At 42.3% G+C, this 8,467-nt stretch carries 5 protein-coding genes; all 5 read right to left on the reverse strand.

The features are described 5' to 3' along the window. Nucleotides 1-1,166: 1,166 nt before the first annotated feature. The 5 genes from F824_RS0125185 to tnpA all read right to left on the reverse strand — a co-directional run bounded on the left by F824_RS0125185 (nucleotide 1,167) and on the right by tnpA (nucleotide 8,068). Nucleotides 1,167-3,077: a polysaccharide biosynthesis protein gene (locus F824_RS0125185; protein WP_019600716.1), complete on the reverse strand. Its 1,911-nt coding sequence runs from the start codon at nucleotides 3,075-3,077 to the stop codon at nucleotides 1,167-1,169. Nucleotides 3,078-3,281: 204 nt separating this feature from the next. Next, a complete protein-coding gene (locus F824_RS0125190) occupies nucleotides 3,282-3,869 on the reverse strand; it encodes an acetyltransferase (protein WP_019600717.1) in 588 nt (195 codons plus the stop codon). A gap of 879 nt (nucleotides 3,870-4,748) precedes the next feature. Further along, nucleotides 4,749-5,906, reverse strand: a complete 1,158-nt coding sequence (locus tag F824_RS0125200; protein ID WP_019600719.1) for a glycosyltransferase family 4 protein — start codon at nucleotides 5,904-5,906, stop codon at nucleotides 4,749-4,751. 435 nt (nucleotides 5,907-6,341) lie between these two features. Next, complete coding sequence (locus tag F824_RS0125215; protein WP_019600722.1) at nucleotides 6,342-7,277, reverse strand: UDP-glucuronic acid decarboxylase family protein; 936 nt, start codon at nucleotides 7,275-7,277, stop codon at nucleotides 6,342-6,344. Between the two features lie 344 nt (nucleotides 7,278-7,621). Then, on the reverse strand, nucleotides 7,622-8,068 hold the full coding sequence (gene tnpA / locus F824_RS0125225; RefSeq protein WP_026333929.1) for an IS200/IS605 family transposase: 447 nt from the start codon (nucleotides 8,066-8,068) through the stop codon (nucleotides 7,622-7,624). Between the last annotated feature and the right edge of the window lie 399 nt (nucleotides 8,069-8,467).

Consider the following 8,467-nt stretch of genomic DNA (forward strand, 5'->3'; position numbering starts at 1 on the left):
CCGAGAAGAGTATATCAAAATGCTAAAAAAGTATAATGTCGATTTTGATGACAAATATCTTTTCGAGGATCTGCAATAGGTATTTGTCCCATCCCTACGGGATTCTTGGGGGGTGAACATTTCCCCAAGACCGGGGATTGAAATCCCCGGTTAAGATTTCTTCCATCGCTACGCGATTTTAACCGTAGACGAATCCAGACCTTATCCATCCCATCAATCTCCCCAGATCAAAGTGCCAGAGGCACGGCCGAACTCTTAATTATACAATTCCTTATGGGAAAAAGACGGTCGAGACCTAAGTGATAAATCGATTTTTTTGTGGGGAGATTCGCGCAAAATCTGGCGTTATGGTATTTGTCCCATCCCTACGGGATTCTTGGGGGGTGAACCTTTCCCCAAGACCGGGGATTGAAATCCCCGGTTAAGATTTCTTCCATCGCTACGCGATTTAAACCATGGACGAATCCAGACCTTATCCATCAATCTCCCCAAATCAAAGTGCCAGAGGCACGGACGAACTCTTAACCACACAATTCATTGTGGGGTAAGCAGAAAACGTTCCCCAAATCAAAGTGCCAGCGGCACGGCCGAAGTCTTAATTATACAATTCCTTATGGGAAAAAGACGGTCGAGACCTAAGTGAAAAATCGATTTTTTTTTGTGGGGAGACTCGCGCAAAATCTGGTCTTATGGTATTTGTCCCATCCCTACGGGATTTTTGGGGGGTGAACATTTCCCCAAGACCGGGGATTGAAATCCCCGGTTAAGATTTCTTCCATCGCTAAACGATTTTAACCGTTGACGAATCCAGACCTAATCCATCAATCTCCCCAAATCAAAGTGCCAGCGGCACGACCGAACTCTTAACCACACAATTCATTGTGGGGTAAGCAGACATCGTTCCCCAGATCAAAGTGCCAGAGGCACGACCGAACTCTTAATTATACAATTCCTTATGGGAAAAAGACGGTCGAGACCTAAGTGAAAAATCGATTTTTTTTGTGGGGAAATTCGCGCAAAATCTGGTCTTATGGTATTTGTCCCATTCCTACGGGATTCTTGGGGGGTGAACGTTTCCCCAAACCTAGGGATTAAAATCCCCAGTTAAGATTTCTTCCATCGCTACGCAAATTTAACCATAGACCAATCGTAGCACTGTCGAAAAATCAATTCATCCTGTCCAGCACCTCAAATCTGGAGGAATTGCTGATAAACTCAGGGACGATATTCTTCAAATGGGAAACAAGGTCGTTTTCTGTGCCTTTTTCGATCATGTCATGAAACAGATCGATTTGGCCTTCGATTTTGTGGTAGGAACTGTGGGGTACTGCGGCGATCTTGATTTTGGGATGGTGGGTGATTTTTACCGTCTCCGAATCGTTCAACAATTCCTCGTACAGCTTCTCGCCATCCCTTAGCCCTGAATATACAATCTTAATCTCCTCATCAAACTTTTTCCCGCTCAACTGAATCATTTTCATGGCCAAATCGACGATTTTGATGGGACTGCCCATGTCGAACACATAGATTTCACCACCATTGCCCATGACTCCCGCTTCCAAAACCAAATGACAGGCTTCAGGAATGGTCATGAAATAACGGGTAATATCCGGATGCGTCACGGTAATGGGTCCCCCTTTCAGGATCTGATTCTTGAAGAGTGGAATCACCGATCCATTGGAACCCAAGACATTGCCAAATCGGGTGGTGATGAATTTGGTATGGGGATTTCTATGGTTGTTATCCAAAAACTCATTGAGTGATTGGACATACATTTCGGCAGCCCTTTTGGTGGCCCCCATCACATTGGTAGGATTGACAGCTTTGTCCGTGCTGACCAGTACAAATTTCTCCACATTGTGAAGTACAGAAAGGTCCGCAAGGTTTTTGGTCCCCAAAACGTTGCAACGAATGGACTCTTCAGGGTAGTTTTCCATCATCGGCACATGCTTGTATGCTGCCGCGTGAAAAACCACTTGAGGATTGTAGGTCCGAAAAATACCCTTCATTTTTCTTCTGTCCCTGACATCCGAAAGGATAACTTTGAAGGGCGTGAAAATACCGAAATCTTTCAAGCCCTGTTCAATATCATACAGAGGGGATTCCGCTTGGTCCACCAAAATCAGCAATTTTGGTCTGTAATGAATGATTTGGCGACAGAGTTCACTGCCGATGGAACCAGCTGCACCGGTCACCATCACCACTTTGCCGTAAAGTGTTTCTTCGATTTTGGGATTGTCGAGCGATATTTGATCCCTTCCCAGAAGGTCTTCGATCTTGACCTCACGGATGGCACCCGGATTCAGCCCTCCATCGATCCACTGATTGATCGGTGGAATAATCCGCACATGCACGTTTACCCGCAAGCATTCGTCTATGATTTCCCGCTTGCGTTCGATGGAAAGGTCCCTTACCGCAATGATCAACTCAGTCACTCCATTCTCGGAAGCCAACCTTTGAAGATCACCAAGCCCTTTGTAGATCCTCTTGCCGTCGATATGTTTCCCCTCTTTCTTGGAATCATCATCCAAAAAAGCAATGGTATGAAAATCTGATTTGTTGTCTCTTTTGATTACATCCTGTGCGATGATACCCGCTTCGCCTGCACCAAAAATCACCCCTATCTTCAAATCTTTGTTTGGAATTCCATTTTTGATATACAAAAAAGATTCTTTGACCACCAATCTGTAAAACACCAATAAAAACAGGGAGGAAAGGGAGGCAATGATCAGAACCGAAGTAGGAATCAGATAGGGCAGTGTGAGGAATTGCTCGTTCAAAAGGTTGAAAACAATGAAAAGAGCAAAATTGATCATGATGGTCTTGAAGATAATCGAACCATCCCTGAATCCGGTGTGCCTTACTATTCCCTCATAACTTTTGGTATTGAGCATCACCATTGCCCCACCCAACATAAAAGTCAAACTTCCAACAAAAGCACCATTTTCTTCTACAATGTCAAGCTCGAAGTTAAATCGGACTAAATACCCGAAAAATGCAGACTGAAGTAAAATAATGCAATCCAAAGCCGCAATTATCCACCTCGGAAGAATTTTTAACTTTTTCAAAAAATCCATATTAAAAGTTTTTATGGGATTTGTTTATTGGGTGAATCACATAATATTAACCAAGGACAAAGATAGGCATGATTCATTAAATACCTAGTAACCAAATCTATTTTCTTCGAAAAAGCCTAGTTTACAATCTGGATTTGCAATAGATTATCCTCCAAAAAAATAACTTATTTAAACAATAGAGGTTGTATTTTGGAGCAAGTCCAATCAGCAAATATTCTTTGATCCAATCCATTTGGATCCATCGGGCATGTCTTTGTGGACAACACTTCCTCCTCCAATCACACACCACTTCCCTACCTTCACTCCAGGCAAAATGACTGAACCTGCCCCAACCAAAGTCCCCTCACCGATCTCTACATTGCCACACAGGCAAGCATTGGGAGCGATATGGACAAAATCAGAAATTTGGCAATCATGGTCAATGGAAGCGGCCGTATTGATGATCACGTGGTTGCCGACACTCGTATCCACTTTTACTATGGTCCGCTCCATCATCACAATACCTTTGCCCAATCGGGCGTATTTGGAAACAATGGCTGAATTATGAAGGATATTTATAAAAGTAGCCCCACTGGGCAACCTCTGAGAAATGGATTTTCTGAGACTATTGTCCCCGATGGCAATATGGATTGGTAAATCTTCCGAGAAGGTATCGGGAATCGGTGAATTCACTTCTAATCCCAAAATTGATATTATTTCGGGATTGTCATCAAAAACACCTTCCACAAGATGGATACTTTCCAATTGATCGATGACGGATTTTGCGTGCCGTGAAGCTCCTAAAATATACATGCGTTGAAATTTGGGTATCTTTAAAACAGGAATAATCTATTGGGGACTAATGAGGACAATGGACCTCGCTGGGAAATTATACAACTGAGGCTTTTCCTATTGCGCCTTTTTTTCGTTGGTTACATTCCATCCGTTGGGGGCAATCAAACCTGCATTTGAAGCCTTTTGTTAAATTCATTTTCATTGGGACCAAAAACAGGGGAAGAAAGTTTAATCTGTTTTATGCATTTGGTTTGGTGATGAGAATTGAAATTGCAAGGAATTCATAGGATTTGGAAACTTAGACATCGCACCGTTTTAGTGCAGTCGAAATCACCAATGATTGACTGTTTTTAAGCAATTTGGTACCGCAATAGAATTGCGTACACAAAATTCGGGTTTAATGGCATCTGGCATAAATAAACGGTAATCTAGACGCCTCTAAAGTACAATAAAGTTGCCGAAAAACTAATTCCCAATCTAATTAAAGCAACAATTGGCGTGCCACTTCATTTTTAGGATCTTTGGAAATCAGGATTTCTAAAGAGGAAAAAGGCCTAGGGAATTATTGAATTGACAATTAACTATCTGAAAAAAAACAGTTTCTGAAATTCCCCAAACCTACACTTCATCTACTTGTCGAACCAAAAGATATCATTGTTTTTTTTGTCTCTCTGGTTAAATAGGCAAGCCCAACTGCCTTAAAAAATTATTCAAAAACCAAATTTCAATGTGTGTTGTGCATTTCCACTTCTATTCCAGTCTGAAATCATTTCATAATCAGTCTTTGCCTGTAATTCTTAATTTCACCTTATCGATAAAATGCGTTATTCCCTGCATCATTTAATTTTCTTCCAGTTGCAAGCCCATTGGCAAGCCAGCCTCTTGCTTATTTTGAAATTAATTGTTGCTGATTTTTGCGTTTCTCAGGATTTTGGATTGGATGACCGGTTTTTTGCTCAGATATTTTGGTTTTTGGTTGATGGAGAGCACCGGAGGAGAAGTTCTGCAGATTTCCTTCACCCGCTTTAGGGTAATGGCATCCAACCTAAATCCCATTGCCAAGGCGGAGAGGATTACGATAGGCAGCAGGATGTGGTCATTCAGGTTGTGGGCAGCAAAAATAAGAACGATAAAAGCGATTTTGATCAAGCCCAAGGTAAGCGTCACCTGATCGTGCCGCATTCCCATCCGCAACAGGAAATGATGGACATGGCCTTTGTCGGGAGCCATTGGGGATTTCCCCTTTAGCGCACGTTTGGTGAAAATCCTCGCGGTATCATAGACTGGAATGATCAACAAGGCGACACCGGAGGCAATCGGTGCATAAAATTTCCAGCCCTGAAATTCACTCATCGTCCCGTTGGTGTCGATAAACAAAACCGTCAGGGTGGAAAGGGCAAATCCCAAGCTCAAAGAACCCGTATCCCCCATAAATATCTTGGCTGGATGCCAGTTGAACATCAGGAAGGACACAATCCCTCCCACCAGGATCAAGGCAAACAGGCCATAACTTTCCACTCCAGCATTGATAAACCACCATCCCAAAAAGAGAAAGGTAATCAGGCTGATGGTTCCTGCCAAGCCATCAAGGCCGTCAATAAGGTTGAAGGAATTGGTAAGGGCAATGATCGTGAAGAACGTGATCGCATAACTGATGAGAAGCGGCAACTCATACACCCCCATAAATCCATAGAGACTGGAAATCCTGATGTCCGACATGATCACCACCATATAGGTAGCCACCAATTGTCCTATCAGTTTTTGTACTGCGGTAAGATCGACCATATCATCCCTCAAACCGATAAAGAAGATCAAAGCAAATGCTGCGAGGAAATAGCGGATTTCCAAAAGCTGCTGGTACTGAAACCAGGAAAAGATAGAGATGAAAGTCGCCACGATAATGGCTACCCCTCCCATGGAAGGGATAAATCCATCATGGATTTTTCTTCCCCCGGGGGCATCCATAATTTGCATTTTCTTGAGCACGCGCACCAATATCGGCGTGATCAAAAACCCAATCAAAAAGGATGTCGCGATGGCTAGAAAAATATCCATAAAAATCAATTATTTTTTGTAAAGTTACAGACAAGTCATTTTAAAATCAAAATATCCTATCCAAAATATGTTTAATATAATTTTTCGGCTAGGGCCAGCAACCTTTTGTCTCTCAAAATCTCTATTTCGAACAAGACAAACTGCTTTTCAAGGCCAAAACCCTTGCGAAATATTTTTTTCAATATTTGTTTTGGGCTTTATTTAAAGGCCTAATAGAAGCACAAAATGACAACAATCAAGCCAAGGTATTGGAATCAATCCTCGCCTCTTTTCACGTCAAAATAAAGCCTAAAAAAGGAATAAAGACAATATTTTAGGTTTTAAATAAGGACAGTCATGCCTTTCAGGATCCGAACTGGGCAAAAAAATTCCCCAAAATGGGGAAAAATGGGAAAGACTTGGAGTCTTCTGTACGCCTAAATCTTTCCCAATGCTTTACAAAATGCTTTTGAAATAATGGATCGTCTTCACCAGACCTTCCTCCAATGAAACTTTTGGTTCCCAACCCAATTCTTTTCTGGCCATATCAATAACCGGTTGCCGCTGCATCGGATCATCCTGTGGCAGGGGCTTGAAAATCAGTTTGGAAGCACTTCCCGTTTGTTTGAGGATCAATTCGGCCAATTCCAACATGGTGAATTCCACGGGATTCCCGATGTTTACAGGACCGGTGAATCCGTCCCTGCTGTTCATCAGGCGTACCATTCCATCGATCAAATCATCCACGTAGCAGAAGCTTCTGGATTGGTTTCCGTCTCCATAGATGGTAATGTCCTGGTTGGTCAAAGCCTGCACGATGAAATTGCTGACCACTCTCCCATCATTGGGATGCATGTTCGGTCCGTAAGTATTGAAGATCCGCATGACCTTGATGTCCACCTTGTGCTGGCGGTAATAATCGAAAAACAGCGTCTCCGCACATCTCTTTCCTTCGTCATAACAGGCCCTGATCCCCGTGGTGCTGACAGAACCCTTGTAGGTTTCCGGCTGCGGATGGATTTCGGGATCCCCGTAGACTTCCGAGGTACTTGCCTGAAGAATTTTTGCTTTGGTTCTCTTGGCCAAGCCCAGCATGTTGATCGCACCGATCACACTGGTTTTGGTGGTTTGGACCGGGTCAAACTGGTAGTGGACAGGACTGGCCGGGCATGCCAAATTGTAGATTTCGTCCACTTCCACATAGAGTGGAAAAGTGACATCATGTCTCATCAATTCGAAATTGGGATTCCCCATCATATGGGCAATGTTCCTTTTCTGTCCGGTAAAAAAATTGTCTACGCAAAGGATATCATGTCCTTCCTCCAACAAACGTGCGCCAAGGTGACTGCCCAAAAAGCCAGCTCCCCCTGTTATCATAATTCTTTTTTTCATAATCTCAATCAAAGTCTAAAGATGTTGATTTTTTTTAAATAATGATAAAGGATTCTTTCCAAAAATCACAATCCCATCCAGGGATTGAACCCCTAGTGTGCATTTCGTTTTCCAATAGGACCAAATGTGGGGAGGATTCAAGTCTTCAGGCTTGGATCCTTTCGATGCAGTCTTCAGACTGCTTTTAAAAAAAAAGATGAATCTAAACGGAAGCGTAAAGGGCCTGCTTACCTGAACAGGCAGGCTTCAACCTTGAATGGACTCGGAGGAATCCAATGGTAAAAACTTTGTACCATAACCCCTCGAACCTGCATTTTCCGACAGACAGACCTCAAGGATTAGAATTATGACAAATATTTCTCATTATATTGGATTCCGTTTTCTTCCAGTATTTTTTTGTATTCGTCAATGAAATCAATGATTCGATGATGTTCTTGCTGGTTTTTCACATAATCAATCAGGGTGTTTCTTGTAGAATGCCCCACGGTAAAGGCACCGTAACCTTCTTGCCATCCATTAAATTTTTCAAATAAATTATTATGTTTTATCATTTTGGAACTTCCCAATTTGATATCTTTTACCAATGAAGCCACGCTTATTGATGTTGGTATGTGGGTGAAAATATGGAGGTGATCCTCCATCCCATTTATCCTGTACAAATGACATTTTTTGTTTTTCAATATCCCCCAAATGTAGGCGAACAATTCCGGACGACCATCTTCATGAAGGGTGGCGGATCTATTGAAAGTTGAGAAAACAATATGATAAAGTAATTGCGAATAAGTGCTCATAACAGAAGACCATTGGTTTTGGAGATTTTTTTTATCCAACAAAATATGAAATTTGAATTTAGGAGGGGTTTAAATAAACGTTTAATTCGTCTTTGCCCTCCAAATTCAACTCCTGCCGGAGTTGTGGAATCATCTCCGAAATCACATTTCCCACCCATTCGCATGGGGGGCTATTCAATTTTATTCCCTTCAGGAATTGTCAGCGGTGGCGATCTGCAGAATCGAGGAATGTTGGGTTGGGTTGGGTTCTATAAAACTCTATTTTCATGGATCCAATCAAAGATTTGCACAGATCAATGAATGAATTAACCAAAAAAATTCAATTCCCCATTCGATGATCCCAAGTCTGAAAGACTTGAATTCGAATAGCCCCGGATGAAATCCGGTGGTAAAATGCCA

It is taken from the genome of Rhodonellum psychrophilum GCM71 = DSM 17998 (assembly GCF_000381545.1).
Classification (GTDB): domain Bacteria; phylum Bacteroidota; class Bacteroidia; order Cytophagales; family Cyclobacteriaceae; genus Rhodonellum; species Rhodonellum psychrophilum.